The following is a 19348-nucleotide window of genomic DNA, read 5'->3' as shown; positions in this document are numbered from 1 at the left end:
GATTTATTGGTTCTAAATGCGGGTTTCGATTGCGTTTTATAGTGTCTCTTAGAACTTAATGCTATATGTATGTTGCATTGAAAACGCGATATAAAACAAATTAAATACTTTTAAATCAATAATATATCTATTTTTCAAGTTGAAAATATTTGGTCGTTATAATTTGTATGTGCAACTGTTTACAATTAATTACAAATTATTTATTTACATTTTACAAATTATTACTATAGTTACGCTGAGACATCAATGGTGTTGAGTTTTTTTAACTGTTGATTTAGTCCAAATCATCCAAGGAGAAATTATGATTTTTAAAAAACAAGTAAAAACAATTCTTAAAACTGCTTTAGTCGGCGTGGTACTTTCAACTATCGTTACATCTGTTTCTGCACAGACATTACGTGGTGCCAGTATGTTCGATGACAAGCATACATTTACTAAAACAATGGTTAAATTTGCTGATCTGGTCAATGAATATTACGACGGAGATGTGAAGTTTGACTTACGTTTAAATGGTGAGTTGGGTGTAGAAAAGGACTATGTCACTTTCTTAAATCAAGGTGTTGCAATTGACTACACCATTTTAGCACCTTCGAATATGGCAAGATTTGCACCATCTATTCCGTTAATGGATATGCCTTTTTTGTTTCGTGACTTAGATCACTGGAATACTGTTTTATCTAGCGACATTCTTGCTCCTCTTGAGAAAGAGTTATCTGAAAAAGCAGATATCGTTATTGTTGGTTATGCTGGCGGTGGAACACGTAACCTATTATCAAGCAAGCCAATTATGAACATGAAGGAATTAGAAGGCCATAAGATGCGCGTAATGGGTGCTCCAATACAAGCTCAGATTTTTGATGCTATCGGTGCTTCACCTTCTGCTATCGCTTATAACGAAGTTTACAATGCAATTCAAACAGGTGTTATTAACGGTTTTGAGAACGAAGCAGCCAGTATCCAGAATTTAAAGTTTTACGAAGTTGCGCCAAACGTTACTTTAACCTCTCATACAATCACTGTACGCCCTATCGTATTTAGTGGTAAGAGTTTCCGTAAACTTCCAGAAAAACTACAAGTTGCAATCAAAAAAGCAGGTAAAGAAGCGGGTGCATTTGGTCGTGAGCTAGAGTCACGTGAAGATGGTATCAAGCTGAAAGAAATGGTTGACGCAAGTCAGATCAAAGTTTCTGAATTTGAAGGTCGTGAGAAGCTTCTAGACATGGTTAAGCCAGTGCAGGATAAATTTGCAGCGGGTATCAATGCAACCGAATTACTTGGTGCAATTCGCGCAACTAAGTAATTAACAATTATTAAAAAAGTAGAAATAAGTAATTTTAGATGCATCAGTTAGAACATCTCTGAGGTTTTATCGACCTTAGAGATGCTTCTATTTTTCATTCTCATCTGCCCTTTGAGGGTCAATCATGATCAAACGCAGTTTAGAAGCTTTCTGTACCGGACTAAGAATTATTTTAGCGGTATTGGTGGGGTCACTAGTGATTCCTGTGGCAATGCAGGTAATTGCTCGTTACACCGGCATTATTCCTGTTTTTCTTTGGACTGAAGAGCTGGCCACTTTTATCTTTGTCTGGGTGGTTATGATCGGTTCGGTATTGGCCGTATGGGAAGGTACACATTTTGACGTTCAGGTGTTGCCAGATAGTGCTAATCCACTGATATTGTTTATACAGAAATCAATCGTATTGGTATTAGTCGGTGGGTTTGGGTTTCTATTTGCCTGGTATGGCATCGACTATGCAAAATTCGGCGGCATTCAACACTCTGTAATGATGAATGCGAATCTAATGGTCACACACATTACAGTTCCACTCGCAGGATTACTCTGGGGTGTTTTTTCTTTATTCCGTTTTGCTGAAGCTTTTCAGCAATACAAAGCTAACAAAAGGGCAATCTAATGATTCTTACTACTGGCGTAGCATGTGCCTTATTAGTTGGCGGTTTTTTATTACTAGTCATCCTTCGTGTACCCGTTGCTTTTGCATTGGGTATCGCAACCATTCCGGTGGTGCTGCTTGATATCAGGCTGACCCCATTCATAATTATCGACCGTATGTTTCAGTCGTATAACTCATTTATTCTGTTAGCCGTACCCTTCTTTTTACTGGCCGCTAATTTAATGAACTCGGGTAAAATCACTGATAAATTAATTGATCTAGCCAGAGTTTTAACAGGGTGGATGCCCGGTGGTTTGGGGCATGTAAATGTGGCTGTTTCGATGTTGTTCGCAGGTATATCTGGCTCTTCGACTGCGGATGCTGCAGGCTGTGGAAAAATTCTCATTCCTTCAATGGTCAAAGAGGGTTACGACCCCCGTTTTGCGATTGCAATTACTGCCTGTTCATCGGTGATGGGTGTAATCATTCCCCCTAGTATTCTGATGATTGTTTGGGGTGGAGTGATGCAGGTTTCTGTCGGTGCACTGTTTTTGGCAGGTGCTATTCCCGGTTTAATGATTGGTTTCGCTTTGATGGCGACAGTTTATGGTTACGCCAAAGTTTACAATTACCCTATCGCGATGAAGCCAACTTTTGGTACGGCCTTTAAAGCATTTAAGGGGGCAGCATTAGCCATGCTAACGCCGGTCTTTGTTATTTATGGAATCGTTGCGGGTATCGTTACACCAACCGAAAGTGCCATTATTGCAGCCTTCTACTCTCTGTTTTTAGGTATGGTGGTATACAGAACGGTTTCACCACGTGAAGTAGGCACAATCCTTTATGATACTGGGCGATTCGCATCAATTTCTTTATTTGCGATAGGTACGGCATCCGTTTTTGGTTGGTTGCTCGCTTATTATAATGTGCCACGTCTTATTATTTCAGTAATGACAAATATGGAGCTTGGGACAATCGGTACATCCTTGGTCATTGCATTCCTCTTTTTGTTCTTTGGTTTATTTATTGATGCCATTCCAACCATCATCATTCTCGGTACTGTTCTTTTACCTGTCGCTCTTCAAGCTGATATATCACCGATTGTATTTGCGATTATAGGTATCATATCGCTTGCCTTTGGTTTGGTGACGCCGCCTTATGGTCTCTGTCTGCTGATATCTGCCTCCATTGGTGGAATGAATGTTGTGAAGGTCCTTAAGGAAGTGGTTATCATTTTAATTCCAATGTTGCTTATCTTATTGTTGATCATCTTATTTCCAGAGATAGCACTATGGTTGCCGAATCAACTGATGCCCGGCTCGATTAAATAGCCGTTTAATTAATCAAGAAAGTTTGGCGAAAATAACTCAAAAACCATTTTTATAAACCCCCCCTATAAGTAGGGGGGTGTGTTTGGATTATTTCTTAAGCACAGATTCTACATTTGTGTGGTTAGATCAGACTGTTTAATGAATGTTAGATGAAAAGAGATGAAGAAATTATCTCGCTATTCCAATTTTTGATTAATTCTCAAGTGTATTTAGGTTATCCCAATAAATTCGATCCGTATCATTAATGAATTCGGCTGTCTGTTATTCATAGTTTTTAAAGTCTAAAAACGAAAAAGGGGCTAAAAGTAGGGGGGTGACCTTTAATCGTTATTTGAGGATTAATAATGCATTCTTCACCAAACATTCACTTTTAAACATTGGTCGTAAGAAACGCTGATCATAAAAACTATCATGAAACGCTAATTATTATTTAGAGGCAAATAGAGGCAAAAAATATGACAAAACCTGTAATAGGATTCATCGGCTTAGGCTTGATGGGATCAGCAATGGTAGAGCGATTTCAAGAAAAAGGTTATGCGCTCGTTGTTATGGCAAATCACTCGCGTACCAATGTTGATGCAGCGGTTTCACGTGGTGCAACTGAAGTATTCAGTGCGCGTGAAGTAGCAGAAAATTCTGATGTGGTGATGCTATGTATGGGAACCAGTGAACAAGTCGAAAGTCGTATGCGAGGGGATGAAGGTGTTATCGCCGGATTAAAATCAGGTGCTATCGTCATAGATTTTGGTACCTCTTTGCCTGAAAGTACTCGAACGTTAGCTGCAGAAGTTGCGGCCGCTGGAGGAGACTATCTAGATGCGCCACTTGGTCGTACCCCTGCTCATGCGAAACAGGGTTTGCTGAATATCATGACGGCAGGCAATGAAGATGCGTTTAAGCGGGTTAAGCCAGTGTTGCAGGAAGTGGGAGAAAACGTCTTCTATCTAGGCGGATCTGGCGCAGGTCACACTATAAAGCTGTTTAATAATTTCATCGCAATGACAACTGCAAATATGGTCTCAGAAGTTTTTGCCTTGTCAGATGTTGCTAAAATTCCTCGTCAGACGGTCTATGATGTTCTGTCAGTCGGGCCTGCAAATTCCGGCATCATGGATTTCATCAAAGCCTATGCTGTGGATGGAAATCCCGAAGTATTAGAGTTTTCTATAAAAAATGCGGCAAAAGATGTCGGTTATTATAAAAAGATGGCAGAAGATGCAGGTGTCACGCCGGCAATTGCACCTTCATCTTTGGCTGCTTTGCAAGCAGCGATAGATAATGGTCAGGGAGAAGATCTGGTGCCAAAGATGGTCGATTTTTATCAGACCTCATTTGCTAATTCGAGTGATAAAAAGTAATGAAAGTTGTTTCAGCGCCGCAAATACCGGATAGAGTTAATTTCGGTATTTTATTAATATTAATAGCCTATTTGTTCTTTTCTTTGACGGATGGAACAACCAAGTGGTTGGTGTTATTAGGGTATCCGGCTTTTCAGTTGGCGTTTATTCGCTATGGTTTTCAATTGGCGATTGGCGCTACTGAAATTTCGTTTCGAGGGTTTGATAAAAATGAGATTAAAGATCACTTTTGGCTGTTAGTCTTTCGTGGTGCAATGCTGGCTAGTGTTACAGCCTGTGTTTTTTACTCGCTGAAGTATTTAACCTTGAGTATGTATTCAGCCATTCTGTTTACGGTTCCTATTTTTGTTAGTTTGATCTCAGGGCCTATTTTAGGTGAGCGTGTTGGGCCTTGGCGTTGGTTCGCTATTTTTATGGGTTTTGTTGGCGTTGTTATTATTGTATCTCCTTTCAATGAGAGCTTTCATTGGGCATCTTTTCTGGTCCTGTTTGCTGCAATAGCAATGGCTATTTATTCGATTATCACTCGAAAGCTTGCGGCTAAAGTACGACCTCATGTGTTGCAGTTTTTTACCGGTTTAGTCGGTACGCTTACTTTTCTGCCCTTTGCTATATGGTTATGGCAGCCGGTTACCTTGAAAGCGTTGATGTTGATGACATGGGTGGGTTTTGCTTCATGGGCAGGGCACGAGTTGCTGACTCGTGCGCATAAGCATGCAGAGGCTTCTGTTTTGATGCCTTATTCTTATAGTTTTATTATCTATATGACCATTTTAGGCTTCATATTTTATGATGAAGTGCCTGATGAATTTACCATTCTGGGCGCGCTCGTTATTATTATCTCAGGACTTATTATCTGGTACCGTGAAAGACGTTTAAAAATCAAAGTAAAGCGGGATGGGGCAACTTAGGTTGATAAGTTTAGTCCCTGTTCGCCTCAAACTTTAATTGTGGGTTAACGTCCCATCCAGCCACCGTCTACGGTCAAAATTGTTCCATGAACATAATTTGATGCTGACGAAGCAAGGAAAACAATAGGCCCTGCGAAATCTTCAGGCTTTCCCCACCGTCCTGCAGGAATACGTTCTAGAATAGATTTAGAGCGTTCGGAATCATCCTGTAATGCTTGTGTGTTATCAGTAGCGATATAACCCGGTGCAATGGCATTCACATTTATGCCTTTTGATGCCCACTCATTCGCCAGAGCTTTGGTTAATTGGCCAATCCCTCCTTTTGATGCCGCATAGCCAGGAACAGTGATGCCACCCTGGAAAGTCAGTAGAGACGCGGTGAAAATGATCTTGCCATGACCTCGTTTGATCATGTCTCGGCCAATTTCACGACTCAGTACAAATTGAGCGGAGAGATTCACTTCTAATACCTCGTCCCAAATATCATCTTCATGCTCAGTTGCCGGTGCTCTTTTTATGGTACCTGCATTGTTCACTAAAATATCCGGCTCATGACCATCCGATTTGATTTGATTGGCAAACGCTTTAAGTGCTTCGCGATCAGAGAAGTCGCATGCATAGGCAGAAAAAGTTCTCCCTAATGCTGTAACCGCTTGTTCAACATCACTACCTTCTGCCTCGAGACTTGCACTGACACCTATAATATTTGCACCTGCTTCTGCCAGAGCTATTGCCATGGCTTTACCTATTCCACGTTTACATCCAGTGACTAGTGCAGTTTGTCCGCTTAAATCAAATGTGGTTTTCATCGTTTGCTTCTCCATGTATTGGAAGGTTTTTATTATCACTAATGTCATTCATTTTTTAATGAAAAAATGCTGAATGATTAATTTTTATATGGTTTGAAAACTTATTAATAGGTGTAAAAGCTCAATAAATAGTATATTGTAATTATTTGTAAATAAGTTGTAAATTGTTTGTAATTATAATAGAAAACCACCGGAGGAATATTCATGAAATCATTTAATAAAATCATTCGCGCAACAGCATGTATCGTAGCCGCGACAACCTTATTGGCAGCTATTACAGCGCCTGCTATGGCAAATTACCCAGAACGTCCAATTACGTTAATCGTTCCTTGGGGAGCGGGTGGTGGAACTGATGCAACAGGTCGTATTATTGGTAGTTTGTTACAAAAAGAGTTAGGCAAGCCTGTTAATGTAGTTAACCGCACAGGTGGTGGTGGAGTAGTAGGTCACTCTGCGATTGCAAATGCTAAACCAGACGGATATACCATCGGTGTAGCAACGGTAGAAACAGGCATGATGCATTGGGCAGGTTTAACCGATCTAACATATGAAAAGTACACACCTATTGCGCTTTACAATACCGACCCAGCTGGCGTGATTGTGCGTGCTGATTCACCCTGGAAAGACGCAAGTGAAGTTATAGGCGCAGCTAAAGCTAGCTCAGGAAAGCACAAAGCTTCGGGTACTGGTCAAGGTGGTATCTGGCATCTTGCTCTTGCAGGTATGTTAAACAAGTCTGGTTTAGATCAGTCTGCAATTCCATGGGTTCCTTCTAAAGGTTCTGCGGGTGGTCTTCAAGAGCTAGTTGCTGAAGGGGTTGATGTGGTTACCTGTTCAATCGTAGAAGCATCTGGTTTGTTATCTGCAGGTAAAGTTAAAGCAATCGGCGTTATGTCTTCAGAGCGTCTAGCTGCTTTCCCTGATGTTCCTACTTTGCAAGAAGTGGGTGGTCCTGAGTGGGAAATGGCATCATGGCGCGGTATTGTTGCTCCAGCTGGTTTACCTAAAGCTGAAACAGATGTGCTAAGTGCTGCAATGAACAAAGTTTGGCATTCAGATGATTTCAAAAAGTTTATGGATGGTCGTGGCTTTGGAATGACATATAAAGCGGGCGATGACTTTAAAAGCTGGATGAAGAAAAGCGATGAGTCACTTGGTGTTGTGATGAAGGCTGTTGGTCTTGCTAAGTAAGTTTCAGGTTCAAAGGTACCTCTATTGCTAGATAACAATCAGTAATAGAGGTACTTTCATTATTCTCACCATATTCAGGAGCCAAGCATTCAATGAAATTTAATGATGCAGTATTTGGCATTTTCTTGATTGTTTTTGCTATCGCAGAAATCATCTACACCCGAACTTTTCCTGCTTTGCACGGACAACGTTTCGGTGCCTCAGATTTTCCCGTATTAATTGGTGTTGGTTTAATTATTTGTGGTTGCCTTTTAGTCGTTAGTGGATATAAGCAACGTACAGCTTCTAGCCCAATAGAAGAAGCTATAAGCAAAGAACCCAACTTACTAACGATTGCTGGATGGCGTGAAAAGCCTCGTTCGGTTATCAACTTTTTCGTCGTAATTATAAGCATACTGTTTTACATCTTCTTTGTAGATGCATTGGGGTTTGTAATAACGGCGTTTTCGATTTTACTTGTATTGTTTCTACGACTTCAAAATGGTGTTGTCGCCTCATTTATTGCCGCACTGTTTATGACAGGTGTGAGTAAACTATTATTTGGTGTATGGCTTTTAGTGCCATTACCTATCGGCCCACTCGGTTTTTAGAGAATTATTTATGGATGCGTTTATTGGCGGACTCTCATTAATTTTTGACCCTTATGTGTTAATGGTAATGGTCGGTGCCGCTGCTTTTGGATTAGTTGTTGGGTCAATTCCGGGTCTAACTGCCACCATGGCAACCGCACTTCTTATTCCTGTAACCTTCTTTATGGATCCAGTGCCTGCGATTGCAGCCATTGTAACGACTGTTGCCACAGCAATTTTTGCCGGCGATATTCCCGGCGCGTTGCTCCGTATTCCCGGGACACCTGCCTCCGCCGCCTATTGCGATGAAGCATTCGCCATGACCCGAAAAGGCAAGGCACAGTTAGCATTGGGTGTAGGTTTAACCACTTCTATTATCGGTGGTCTCATCGGTGCAGTGGTGCTGATGATGGCGACTTCTGCATTGGCCGAATTTGCTTTCAAGTTTTCTTCCTACGAATATTTTTGGTTGGCTTGTTTGGGTCTATCTAGCGCTGTTGTCGTCTCTAGTGGTTCAACATTAAAAGGTTTTGTATCTTTATTGATTGGCTTGTTCATTGCCACTATTGGTATTGATCTTATCTCTGGGCATCCTCGTTTCACTTTCGGCAGTACAGAGATGTTGTCAGGAGTGAGCTTTATTCCTGCCATGATTGGTATGTTTGCTATTTCTGAAGTGCTTCGTTTTGTGGCAGCCAAAAATAACTCTCGGCCTAAAGTGCCAGTGCAATCACTTAGCAATCTATTTAAAGGGGTTGGAGGCGTTTTATATAAATACAAATTTAACGTTTTTAGAGGAAGCTCAATTGGAGCTGTGACCGGAGTTCTTCCAGGTGCAGGTGCAGATATCGCTGCATGGGTTTCTTATGGTGTTTCAAAACGCACATCGAAAGAGAAAGAAAAATACGGAACGGGTCATGTAGAAGGCTTGGTTGATGCGGGTTCTGCAAATAATGCCGGCTTAGCTGGTGCCTGGGTCCCTGCACTGGTATTTGGTATACCGGGTGATTCTGTTACTGCGATTGCGATAGGTGTGCTTTATATGAAGGGCATGAATCCCGGGCCGATGATTTTTCAGGAAAATCCACAGTTGCTAAATGCTGTTTTCATTGCGTTCTTTGTGGCTAATTTATTGCTATTGCCTTTAGGCTATCTCGCTATTCGACTCTCATCGCAGTTGCTTAAAATTCCTGCTCGCATGTTAATGCCGGCTATTTTAATTTTCTGTTTAGTGGGTTCTTTTGCGATAACAAACTCAGTATTTGGAGTCGTTATCATGTTAGCAATGGGTGTTTTAGCTTATATTATGGAAGAGAATGGTTTTCCGATTGCGCCAACTATTCTGGGTATTGTATTAGGCTCTATGCTTGAGGAAATGTTCTTATCATCAATGATTAAAGCGGATGGCGAGTTATTGGCATTCTTCTCAAGACCCATTGCAGCAACGCTTGGCGTCTTAACCATATTGGTCTGGTTGATACCTATAATCAAGTCGCTGAAAAGCAAGTACTGGAAACCACAAACGCCTTAGTTTTAGGTGTGCCTGGCTCTGTAAAAATATCACTAAAAGTAGGGGGGTGACCTTTTATTCGGTTCTCTGGATAAATCCTGCTTTCAATAAAATATCTACGCCCAATAAAAATGAGCCGAAATTAATTCGGCTCATTTTCAATACTAAAATCATCTAACGACTTTATTGTGATTCGTGAACCACTAAAGTCCGATTATTCGGTTTTATCATGCTCATCCGATACTTGTGCTAAACGAATAGTATTGGTTGATCCTGGTGTGCCAAATGGAACGCCTGCAATAACCACTAACCTGTCACCTGTATCTGCAATGCCTTTTCTTTTCGCCATGCGTACTGATTTACCAACCATTTCAGAGAAGGAAGAAACGTCTTTTGTCTGAATGGAATAAACACCCCAAACCAGCGATAACTTTCGTGCGACATGATCAGAAGGTGTTAAACCTAATATTGGAACAACACCACGATTACGAGCAGCACGAAAGGCAGTCGATCCTGTACTTGTATAAGTTACAACAGCAACACATTCTCTATCTTTAGCGATTTGAGACGCCGCAATTGCAATAGCGTCGGCATCAGATATTTCCCCTATAAGAGGGTATATCTGTAACATCTTACGGTAATTATTATCACTTTCAGTTTCGCTAATAATGCGGCCCATTACTGCAACGGCTTCTTCAGGATAACTTCCCGCTGCGGTCTCGGCAGATAACATCACCGCATCAACCCCATCATAAATCGCAGTGGCAACATCCGAAGCTTCAGCTCTGGTAGGAATTGGGTGATGAATCATAGACTCAAGCATTTGGGTCGCAACAATGACTGGCTTACCTTGAGATCTAGCCACTTGGACAATTCGTTTCTGAATAGAAGGAACACGTTCCGGAGGTAGCTCAACGCCCAAATCCCCTCTTGCTACCATTATGGCATCAGAGTGTTTAACAATATTTTCAAGATCGTCTAGCACAGAAGGTTTTTCTAATTTCGCCAGTAAACCTGCTTTTCCGCCGATCAACTCACGGGCTTCAATCAGATCTTCGACACGTTGAACAAAAGATAAAGCAACCCATTCAACCCCAATCTCTAATGCATATTTAAGATCAATACGGTCCTTTTTCGTCAGTGGGCTGATTGGTAGAGATACACCGGGGACATTCACGCCTTTACGTTCAGAGATTATGCCGCCAACAATGACTTCTGTAACCATCTTGGTATCACTATGTTCGGTGATGCGTAAACGGATTTTACCATCATCGACCAATAGTTCTTCGCCGACTTTTTGTGCAGCGAAAACTTCAGGATGTGGCAGTCTGACGCCTGTGCTATCTCCTCTGTGTTCATCAAGATAGAGAGTAAACGTTTGTCCAACGGCTAACTCCACATTGTCTTCTGAAAAAGTACCAATTCTTAGCTTCGGTCCTTGAAGATCAGCTAAGATACCTATGGGTCTGCCCACGTCTTTTTCTAACTTGCGAATGCAATCTAATCTGGCTTTTTGCTGTTCATGAGTTCCGTGACTAAAGTTTAGCCTGAAAACACTCACTCCTGCGTCTAATAAACTTCGTATAGAGGCTTCATCGCTTGAGGATGGCCCCAGTGTAGCGACAATTTTTGTGCGTCGATCGAGTTTAAATGGAGATTCAGTCATTACTTATTTTTCCCTGCAAATTTCATTTAACCGACCTAGCCCAGTAGAGATATTGATTCTGAGTTTGTGCTCGGTTCCTAGTTGCGAATAATAACTTATATTTTTATATACATCGAATATATGTATTGAATCTAACTCATTCTTTTTTGGTTATTTCTTCTGTCTGAATTTACTGCTCAGGAAAAATGTCAAGCTAGTGGAGCGGCATATGAATATCAAAGATGAATGAAAAGATTTTGTATTATCGACATTTCTTTATATCTCTTTTGTACTAGAGTTATCCTGTAGTAAGCAATAATTAGTGTTTAGTGAAAGTTTGGATTAGGTACAAACAAGATCTATTTTACGTTGCCTAAAAATAAGATTTCATTTTTTAAATAAAAAACCTCCTAAAAGTAGGGGGGTGACCTTTACTTCAAGCTTGTACTAGTCCGTTCTACTAATTATTTAAATAAGCTTTGCTTAACTAATTGTTAATAATTATTCGCTTTCATTAAATTATGTTTATGAAAGACTACATCATCTGTAATCACAAATGTCAGTTGGAGATTGCAGTAATAAATGAATAGGTATCGGCTGCTTTTTGTAATTCCGTATCGCTGGTATTTATAAATAATAAATTTAGAGGAGTGTTAAATGTACATACCAAGGATCGCAAAAAATAACAAACCCAAGCTTATCATTGCGGCTGCTATGAGTGCCGTATTACTAAGCAGTAGCGTTATAGCTGCTGATTATCCATCGCGCCCCGTTAATATGATTATTCCTTACGGACCTGGTGGAGCAACTGATATTTCTGCGCGTACTATTTCTGAGCCACTAAGTAAAGAAGTTGGAAAACCATTGGTTATGGTCAATAAGGCTGGAGCTGGCGGTGCGATTGGCTCAGTTGCGGTACAAAATGCGAAAGCAGATGGTTATACCTTATTATTTGCACGAGTGGGTACTCACACAGTAAACCCTGCTATGAAAGCAACATTGCCATACAAACTGGAAGATTTTCGCTTTGTAGGGGTTTACGAAATTAATCCGGTTGCATGTGCTGTAAAAGCGGATAGTGACATTAATTCAATGGAAGACTTGGTGGCTCAAGCAAAAGCCAAGCCCGGAAGTGTTAGCTACAGTTCTTCTGGTGTAGGTAGCTTATTACATCTAGCAGCCGCAATGGTATTAAAGGAATTCGGTTTAGAAAACCCGGTAAAACAGGCTACTCACATTCCTATGAAAGGCGGTGGAGGAGCAGCAACGGCGGTACTTACTGGAACTGCGACTTTCCTTTGCAGTAACTCTTCCAGTTTAGCGAGTTTTGTAAAAAATAAGCAGCTTAAGCCATTGCTGGTAACTACTGCAGAACCAGTGGCTGGTTTTGATGCGCCAACATCAAAAGATTTAGGTAAGCCCGCTTTAGAGCAATTAGTTGGCTGGACCGGTATTGCTGGACCTGATGATTTGCCTGATGATATCGCAGCATCCTGGGGTAAATGGCTAGCAACAGCGACTTCTAATAAGGAATTTAAAGAGAAAATGGAAGCGCGCGGTTCAGTTATCCGTTTAATGAGTCCGGAAGAATCAAAGAGTTTTATAAATGCTCAGTATAAACAGTTCAAAGCTTTAGTTGATGAGCTAGGCATGAGGGTCGAAGGTTAAGAAACCCATATACAGCCTTGAAAATCTTCAAGGCTGTTTTCTTTAGGATCTTTTTAAAGGGTTTTGTAATGTTAAACAACTCTTATTTTAGTACGGGCTTAGCTTCGCTAATTCTATCTTTATTTCTGATTTTTGTGGCAATTCCTTATGGCGTTACTGCGCCTTCTAATGTGACGAACATAGTGCTATCTCCTGTGTTCTGGCCTGAAGTACTGAGTATTCTTTTAGGAATCACCGGTATTGCTCTGATGATTTCTGGAAGGAGTGCTGTTAAGGATAGTGTTGCAGAGCTTTTGCCAACTAAGGGATGTTATAAGCGTATTGCACTGTTAGCTGTATTAATGGCTGTTTATGTCGCTGCGATTCCTTGGTTGGGGCTAGTTTGGACGTCAATGATTTCGTTTGTCGCATTGGCGATATTGATCAAAACATCTCATCCTCGAACAGCGCTCATTTCAGCGGTAATTATTCCGCTTGTTTTATATATGTTTTTTGCTCATGTTGCAGGTATGGCTATTCCTCAAGGTGAGTTTTTGAGGTTGCCATGACATTGTTAGAAAACCTTGCAGCGGGTTTTGAGTTAGTTGCGAATTTTGAAAGTGTATTTGCTTTGGCTGGGGGCGTTTTAATAGGTGTTATAGCTGGGGCTATTCCAGGATTGTCGGCAACAATGGCAGTTGCATTGACACTCCCTTTTACTTTTGCAATGCAACCCATTACAGGTATTTTATTGTTGTTGGGCGTTTATAAAGGGGGTATTTTTGGCGGCAGTATTCCTGCTATTTTGATAAAAACGCCAGGCACTCCTGCCTCTAGTGCGACCATTCTGGATGGACACCCGATGGTTAAAAATGGGCAAGCGGGCAAAGCCTTGGGAATGGCGTTATGGGCTTCTTGCACCGCAGATCTAATCTCAAATCTGGCGCTAATACTGTTTGCCGGTTGGTTAGCTGCTTTTGCTTTAAAGTTTGGGCCTCCAGAGTTTTTTACCCTGATTTTATTCTCGCTAACAATTATTGCGGGTGTTTCAGGTGATAGCTTGCTGAAGGGCATTGTCAGTGCTCTGTTTGGATTGATACTCGCCACAATAGGGCTCGATTTAGTCTACGGCACCAATCGATTTACACTTAACGATCCTAACCTGATGGGTGGATTAAACTTCATTGCTGTGCTGATTGGTTTATTTGCAATACCTGAAATATTAGCAATGGTTTGGAATCCCAAATCGAAAGAAGGTGAAACGCAAAATCTCGGCAAAGAGTGGGTGACGTTTGCTGAATATAAGCGTTGTTTTAAAACGATTGTAAGAGGTAGTTTTATCGGCGTTTTTCTAGGTAGTATTCCGGGAATTGGTGCAGCACCTTCAGCATTTTTATCTTATAGCGAGGCAAGACGTAAATCTCCTAATAAGGAGAACTTTGGTAAAGGTGAAATCGAAGGAGTTGCAGCATCTGAGTCCGGAAACAACGGAGTTGCAGGGGCAACACTAATTCCACTTTTAGCATTAGGTATCCCGGGTGATGTTATCACTGCGGTAATCATTGGCGCTTTCATGGTGCATAACTTGCAGCCTGGACCCATGATGTTTTTGAATAGTCCGGATATCATCTATGGATTGTTCATGGGGTTAATCATTAGCTCGGTGTTTTTGTTCTTGATAGGTTCGGTAGCTATTCGTGCCTTTAGTTATGTCGCTGATATTCCCAGAGGGATTTTGTTTCCTGCGGTGATGGTGCTTTGTGTTTACGGTTGTTACGCGGTAAATAACAATATTTTTGACGTTGGCGTTATGTTTGCGATGGGTTGGTTGGGTTATGTCATGTTGTGCAAAGGCATACCTGCGGCGCCATTTCTTATTGCCTTTATCCTTGGGCCGCTGCTGGAGGATAACTTTAGGCAGTCGATGCTAATGTCTGGTGGATCTGCTGAAATACTCGTTAGAGGCCCAATTACCTGGTTCTTCTGGACGCTTACGATCATAACTATCGTTGCGATTATTCGTTCTGGTATGGGCAAGAAAAAGGCTGAAGCGGTAGAACACGGTAATCAAGAATAAGGGGTTTTTAAAAGAAGCTTCTTACAACTATCTGTTTTAAATACATCTGAGACAAGACAAAATGACGAAAAATAAACGCGGAGCAAATCTTGTTGCTGAAGGTTTGGCTGAGGCTGGCGTAAAGACAATCTTTACTTTATCTGGCAATCAAATCATGCCTATTTTTGATGCAATCATAGATGTAGGTATTCGCTTAATACACGTAAGGCATGAGGCTGCTGCAGTTTTTATGGCAGATGCCTGGTCACAATTGAATAATGAAATAGGGGTGGCTTTATTGCCAGCAGCCCCGGGTTTTGCAAATGGCTTGGCGCCGTTGTATTCAGCGACTTGTGCTGAGAGCTCGGTGATATTAATCAGTGGTGATTCACCTATTTCTAAAGATGGCATGGGCGCCTTTCAAGAGCTTGATCAGGTAGCAATTGCTACTCCGCTAACCAAGTTATCTAAACGTTCCGTTTCTGTTGAAACGATTCCAGATGACCTTAGTGCTTTGATTAAAGCAGCGCGCTCAGGCCGTCCTGGTCCTGTGCATTTAGCTCTGCCTCAGGATTTGCTTGAACAGGAAGTGGACACATCAAAGTTAAGCGGCATTAGCGAATACTCCCCTGATAGAGAAACACCATCAGATGCACTTGTTGAGCAGATTAAAAATGAGTTAGAAAACGCAGAACGCCCACTCATTATTACAGGTCCTGCATTGACTGAAACAAGGATCGGCGAATTACATTCTAAACTGTCGTCGGCATTATCTATGCCTGTTGTAAGTATGGAAAGTCCACGTGGACTCAAAGATCCTTCGTTAGGCGATTTTAGTAATGTGTTAGTTGAATCAGATGTTGTGCTGATTTTGGGCAAGTCTGTTGATTTTACCTTGAGTTTTGCTAAAGCCAATTCATTTGGAGAAGAGTGTCGTGTCCTGGTGGTTGATCCTGAAACGCAAATGCTTGAACGTGCGCGACAGGCTCTAGGTGAACGAATTGTTCTGGCTGAAATTACTAACGTTAAAAGTCTCGCTGAATCACTGAGTTGTTGTCAGATGGAGCCGTCATCTGCAAGACAAAGGTGGATGGCAAGAGTCACAAATGTCATTGCAGATCGCGGCGAAGATACTGACGATATCGTGTCTGATTTGATTCATCCTGCCTCTTTGTGTGCCTCTGTGCAGCGAGCAATGTCAGGCATAGAAAATGCAATTTTAGTTTGCGATGGCGGTGAATTTGGCCAGTGGTCACAGGCATTCTTGTCCGCTCCTAAGCGAATTATTAATGGCATTTCCGGTGCTATTGGTGGCGGTATTTGCTATGCGATTGGCGCGAAAGCGAGTCATTCTGATTCTACTGTTTTTATATTGATGGGCGATGGTACTGCAGGTTTTCATTTCAGCGAATTTGAAACAGCCGTGCGTAATAAACTTCCACTGGTAGCGGTGATAGGACACGATGCCAAATGGAATGCTGAGGTGCAACTTCAGCTCAGAGAATATGGTGAAGATCGCCTGATTGGCTGTGAGCTTGATGAAACACGCTACGATATAGCTGTAGAAGGTTTAGGTGGTCACGGTGAATATGTGACAGACCCATTTGACCTGGATGCAGCGTTAAAACGAGCGATTGATAGCGGACTGCCCGCCTGTGTTAATGTGCGAATTGAAGGATTACCAGCGCCTTCTGGAAGTGGTCACTAATTAAAAAAGTGCCTGTAAGTAGGGGGGTGACCTTTATATATTGATTAATATTTAATTGATATAAAGTGGTTATTTATGTCCTATGATAAAGGTCCTCTTAACTATAATTCTGGTATACACTGATGGGTGTTCGTCGTTTTAAAACCCTTATAGCAATTGCTGAACTTGGAACTTTTGCTAAAGCAGCCGAAGCTGTTTACTTAACACCTGCCGCCGTGAGCCAACAAATGAAGGCTTTAGAGGACGAGCTTGATATGCCTCTATTTGATCGTACCAAGCGCCCTCCGGTATTGAATCCTGCCGGATATGCCTTGATCCCCAAGGCGTTGAAGCTGATCAAACATTACGAAGAATTAAAACCTTCCTTAGAAGGCGAGCTAGATACTTTAGAAAACCTCACAGTGGGAACAGTGCCAACCACTACCACTGGCATTATGCCAAGGGCGATTAAAACATTACAGGATGATCACGATAAATTGCACATCCGCATCTATCCGGGTTTGTCTGATGATTTATATGCGCAAGTCGATAGAGGGTTTCTTGACGTGGCAGTTATGACAGAACCTCCCACTATTTATGAGCATTTGATCTGGCGTCCTTTTACCGAAGAACCTTTTGTGGTTTTGGCCTCTAAAGAAATTACCATGACAGACCCAATGGAGATCTTACGGACTCAATCTTTTATACGCTATGCGCGAAAAGCCTGGGTCGGAAAGGATATTGATCATTGGTTGATTGAAAATAATATTCATGTTCATGAAACCATGGAACTCGATACATTAGAGGCTACTGCAGCAATGGTTATGAATAACCTTGGTGTATCTATTATTCCGTTGAATTGCTGTTCAAAACCAGAACATGAGCATCTTAATATCATTCCACTTGAGGATAGTTCTTTTAAAAGAGTGTTGGGTGTTCTCTATCGTCGAGACACCAGTAAGCATTTGCTCATAGAGTTACTATGGGAAAAACTCATTCAGATCGTTCAAGAGTCGGGGGTCACCAAAGCATTGTTAGACCCTTCTCAATCGACTAAAAGCTAACTCTTATTTTCAAAATTTTTTTAAATATATTTTACTATTATTTAGTCATGATTTTAGAATTCTGAGTCATTCGGTACATTTGCAAATGAGCTATTTTAAATAAACTATTACTTAATAAAATCTACAGTTTTATTCGTTTGATCAAGAGTTTCTTTTGTTATTAAATCGTTCTTACTATCAATAACAACAGGTTTTCCTGCTTGTTTTTACGCGAGATATAAAGCTAGAAATAGATCCAGGAATAACTCGAGATAAAACGGAGAGATTAAGTGGCTAATGAAGGTAAAACGATAAAGGTATTGCTTAGTCGGGGTGATAATTCGAATAGCGCTCTTAAAGAGTACGAAGTACCCGCCAAGGAAAGCCAAACTGTACTAGATGTAGTGACCTGGATTCAGCGCAATCTAGAACCTGATCTGTCATACCGGTTTGCGTGTCGTGTTGGTATGTGTGGTTCTTGTGCGATGACAGTCAACGGCAAGCCACGTTGGACATGTCGTACGCATGTTTCAAAAGTTATGGATGGCGATAAAACCATCACTATAGAACCCCTAAGAAACATGCCTGTTATTAAAGATCTCGCCTGTGACTTAAATGAGTTTTTTGAAAAATGGACCAAAGCTAAAGGCCATTTTATTCCAACCAAAACCCGTGATGATCAAGTTCAGCTTATCTCTCCTAATGAAAAAGCACGTCGTGAAGCAAATGCAGGCATCGAATGTATTAACTGCGGCGTGTGTTACGCATCCTGTGATGTTGTAGAAAATGATTCAAGTTATTTAGGCCCTGCTGCGCTCAATAGAGCCTGGACCTTAGTCAATGATGTTCGAGATGGCGGAAAAATTGAGCGTCTGAAGGCTGTCACTAGCGAAGGTGGTTGTCAGTCTTGTCATTCTCAACAAGGTTGTACTACCTATTGTCCTAATACCCTCAATCCTACTCGTTCAATTGCTGGTCTGAAAAAAGTGGCAGCAATAGCAACACTAAAAGGGGAGATGTAATAGTGCTAAGTATTAAATTATATATTGCCCAACGATTAACCGCGATGCTGATGGCGCCATTAGTGCTACTCCATTTGGGTGTGATGATTTACGCCATTCAGGGCGGTCTTACTGCTGGTGAAATACTCGGTCGCACTCAAGGTAGTTTTTTTTGGGGGTTGATTTACGGCTTATTTGTGGTGGCGTTATCAATCCATGCAGCAATAGGTTTAAGAGTGGTCATTTATGAATGGCTAGGGGTAACAGGCGCACGTCTTAACTGGATAACCACTGCGATTGTTATTTTGTTATTGGGCCTTGGCAGCAAAGCAGTTTACGCGGTGGTATTGTCATGATTAAACCACATAGAAATCAACCTCTCTGGTACGCCTATATTCTTCATCGCATATCGGGTGTTGCGCTTGCATTATTTCTTCCCGCACATTTTTATATTCTAAGTCTGGCGCTGAATGAGCCTGAATCACTGGATAGTATGTTGCACTGGGCAGAACAGCCAATCGTTAAATTTGCCGAATTCGGATTAGTGTTTTTGTTAGCCGTCCATTTATTTGGTGGTCTGAGATTACTTGCACTTGAGTTTTTGCCTTGGAAGCCCGGGCAGAAAACATTCGCCGCTGTTGCAGTTGCATTCGCATTTTTTGTGGCTTTAGTCTTCTTATTGAGAGCGATTTGAT

The 19348-nt window shown here is 41.4% G+C and carries 18 protein-coding genes; 16 read left to right on the top strand and 2 right to left on the bottom strand.

From position 1 onward, the window contains the following. Positions 1–301 precede the first annotated feature (301 nt). The 5 genes from Q1A31_RS08190 (at position 302) to Q1A31_RS08170 (ending at position 5495) form a co-directional block, all read left to right on the top strand. Complete coding sequence (locus Q1A31_RS08190) at positions 302–1300, top strand: TRAP transporter substrate-binding protein (RefSeq protein WP_299875006.1); 999 nt, start codon at positions 302–304, stop codon at positions 1298–1300. Between the two features lie 124 nt (positions 1301–1424). Next, the gene (locus Q1A31_RS08185; RefSeq protein WP_299875003.1) at positions 1425–1916 is read left to right on the top strand and encodes a TRAP transporter small permease; all 492 of its coding nucleotides are present in this window, start codon (positions 1425–1427) and stop codon (positions 1914–1916) included. Then, complete coding sequence (locus Q1A31_RS08180; protein WP_299875000.1) at positions 1916–3226, top strand: TRAP transporter large permease; 1311 nt, start codon at positions 1916–1918, stop codon at positions 3224–3226. The genes Q1A31_RS08185 and Q1A31_RS08180 overlap by 1 nt, the downstream gene beginning before the upstream one ends. 455 nt (positions 3227–3681) lie before the next feature. After that, a complete protein-coding gene (locus tag Q1A31_RS08175; protein WP_299874997.1) occupies positions 3682–4584 on the top strand; it encodes an NAD(P)-dependent oxidoreductase in 903 nt (300 codons plus the stop codon). Continuing rightward, positions 4584–5495, top strand: coding sequence for a DMT family transporter (locus tag Q1A31_RS08170; protein WP_299874994.1), 912 nt, complete (start codon positions 4584–4586; stop codon positions 5493–5495). The genes Q1A31_RS08175 and Q1A31_RS08170 overlap by 1 nt, the downstream gene beginning before the upstream one ends. 44 nt (positions 5496–5539) lie before the next feature. Here the strand turns inward: Q1A31_RS08170 and Q1A31_RS08165 are convergent, their stop codons facing one another. Next, positions 5540–6304 (bottom strand): SDR family oxidoreductase, encoded by a 765-nt coding sequence (locus Q1A31_RS08165; RefSeq protein ID WP_299874992.1) that lies wholly within the window; start codon positions 6302–6304, stop codon positions 5540–5542. A gap of 204 nt (positions 6305–6508) precedes the next feature. Between Q1A31_RS08165 and Q1A31_RS08160 the strand changes: the two genes are divergently transcribed. The 3 genes from Q1A31_RS08160 (at position 6509) to Q1A31_RS08150 (ending at position 9595) form a co-directional block, all read left to right on the top strand. Then, positions 6509–7495, top strand: a complete 987-nt coding sequence (locus Q1A31_RS08160; RefSeq protein ID WP_299874989.1) for a tripartite tricarboxylate transporter substrate binding protein — start codon at positions 6509–6511, stop codon at positions 7493–7495. 92 nt (positions 7496–7587) lie between these two features. After that, positions 7588–8085 (top strand): tripartite tricarboxylate transporter TctB family protein, encoded by a 498-nt coding sequence (locus tag Q1A31_RS08155; protein ID WP_299874986.1) that lies wholly within the window; start codon positions 7588–7590, stop codon positions 8083–8085. 10 nt (positions 8086–8095) lie between these two features. Then, positions 8096–9595 carry a tripartite tricarboxylate transporter permease gene (locus Q1A31_RS08150; RefSeq protein WP_299874983.1) on the top strand — a complete coding sequence of 500 codons (1500 nt, stop codon included), beginning with the start codon at positions 8096–8098 and terminating at the stop codon, positions 9593–9595. Positions 9596–9788: 193 nt separating this feature from the next. On the opposite strand, the gene pyk is transcribed toward Q1A31_RS08150, so the two are convergent. Beyond that, entirely contained in the window at positions 9789–11240 is a 1452-nt protein-coding gene (gene pyk, locus Q1A31_RS08145) for a pyruvate kinase (protein WP_299874981.1), read from the bottom strand. A gap of 636 nt (positions 11241–11876) precedes the next feature. Here pyk and Q1A31_RS08140 point away from each other — a divergent pair. The 8 genes from Q1A31_RS08140 (at position 11877) to sdhC (ending at position 19347) form a co-directional block, all read left to right on the top strand. Continuing rightward, a complete protein-coding gene (locus tag Q1A31_RS08140) occupies positions 11877–12887 on the top strand; it encodes a tripartite tricarboxylate transporter substrate binding protein (protein ID WP_299874978.1) in 1011 nt (336 codons plus the stop codon). A 68-nt stretch (positions 12888–12955) separates the two neighbouring features. Further along, a complete protein-coding gene (locus Q1A31_RS08135) occupies positions 12956–13435 on the top strand; it encodes a tripartite tricarboxylate transporter TctB family protein (RefSeq protein ID WP_299874976.1) in 480 nt (159 codons plus the stop codon). Next, entirely contained in the window at positions 13432–14943 is a 1512-nt protein-coding gene (locus Q1A31_RS08130; RefSeq protein WP_299874974.1) for a tripartite tricarboxylate transporter permease, read from the top strand. Before Q1A31_RS08135 ends, Q1A31_RS08130 begins: the two co-directional genes overlap by 4 nt. 61 nt (positions 14944–15004) lie before the next feature. Continuing rightward, positions 15005–16630, top strand: coding sequence for a thiamine pyrophosphate-binding protein (locus tag Q1A31_RS08125; RefSeq protein ID WP_299874972.1), 1626 nt, complete (start codon positions 15005–15007; stop codon positions 16628–16630). Positions 16631–16752: 122 nt separating this feature from the next. Further along, positions 16753–17673 carry a LysR family transcriptional regulator gene (locus Q1A31_RS08120; protein WP_299874970.1) on the top strand — a complete coding sequence of 307 codons (921 nt, stop codon included), beginning with the start codon at positions 16753–16755 and terminating at the stop codon, positions 17671–17673. A 269-nt stretch (positions 17674–17942) separates the two neighbouring features. Beyond that, positions 17943–18674: a succinate dehydrogenase/fumarate reductase iron-sulfur subunit gene (locus Q1A31_RS08115; RefSeq protein WP_299874965.1), complete on the top strand. Its 732-nt coding sequence runs from the start codon at positions 17943–17945 to the stop codon at positions 18672–18674. A 2-nt stretch (positions 18675–18676) separates the two neighbouring features. Then, complete coding sequence (locus tag Q1A31_RS08110; RefSeq protein WP_299874963.1) at positions 18677–19009, top strand: hypothetical protein; 333 nt, start codon at positions 18677–18679, stop codon at positions 19007–19009. After that, complete coding sequence (sdhC, locus tag Q1A31_RS08105; RefSeq protein ID WP_299874960.1) at positions 19006–19347, top strand: succinate dehydrogenase, cytochrome b556 subunit; 342 nt, start codon at positions 19006–19008, stop codon at positions 19345–19347. The genes Q1A31_RS08110 and sdhC overlap by 4 nt, the downstream gene beginning before the upstream one ends. Position 19348 lies beyond the last annotated feature (1 nt).

The sequence above is a fragment of the uncultured Cocleimonas sp. genome (genome assembly GCF_947495625.1).
Classification (GTDB): Bacteria; Pseudomonadota; Gammaproteobacteria; order Thiotrichales; family Thiotrichaceae; genus Cocleimonas.
Note: the sequence above shows the minus strand (reverse complement) of the source record. Positions and strands in the feature narration are given on the sequence as shown.